Genomic DNA, 533 nt, shown 5'->3' with positions numbered 1-533 from the left:
GATCGGCCGTATCCAGGTTCGTGACAGTTTCAGCCTGGTCGAACTGCGGGAAGATGGCCTTGAGCGCCTGCTGACCAAGCTCAAGGACACCCGCGTTGCTGGCAAGCAGTTGAAGCTGCGTCGCTATCGCGAAGACTGATCGACTCTTGAGTTGATCGTCAGATAAAAAAATCCCCGACTGGTTCGGGGATTTTTTTTGCTCGGGAGTTGCTCAGTCGAAGCGGTAGATATCCATGCCCAGTGCGCCCATGGTGAAGCCCTGATACGCAATGCTGAATCTGCCGCCAGCTCCACGGGCGAAATACAGAGGCAACAGGTGCTCATCGCTCGGATGGTTGCGCACGGCGTGGGGTGCCAGGGTCCGGTAATTGTGCAGTGCCGACTCGTCGTTGCTTTCCAGTCGTTCGATCATCCAGTCACGAAATGCTTTCGCCCAGGGCTCGATGCTTTCAGGGCCGGCATTCCAGTCCAGTTCCCGCAGGTTATGGGTAATGCTGCCGGAGCCTATGATCAGTACGCCCTGCTCGCGCAGG

The 533-nt window shown here is 57.4% G+C and carries 2 protein-coding genes; one reads left to right on the top strand and one right to left on the bottom strand.

Translation table 11 applies throughout. From position 1 onward, the window contains the following. A partial coding sequence (locus tag NRB16_RS29215) for a DbpA RNA binding domain-containing protein (protein WP_257107613.1) occupies positions 1-139 on the top strand: 139 nt, incomplete at its 5' end. A gap of 72 nt (positions 140-211) precedes the next feature. On the opposite strand, the gene NRB16_RS29210 is transcribed toward NRB16_RS29215, so the two are convergent. Beyond that, positions 212-533: class III extradiol ring-cleavage dioxygenase (locus tag NRB16_RS29210; protein ID WP_257107612.1), on the bottom strand; the 322-nt coding region annotated here is incomplete at its 5' end.

The sequence above is a fragment of the Pseudomonas sp. LJDD11 genome (assembly GCF_024584215.1).
In the GTDB taxonomy this organism is placed as follows: domain Bacteria; phylum Pseudomonadota; class Gammaproteobacteria; order Pseudomonadales; family Pseudomonadaceae; genus Aquipseudomonas.
Note: the sequence above shows the minus strand (reverse complement) of the source record. Positions and strands in the feature narration are given on the sequence as shown.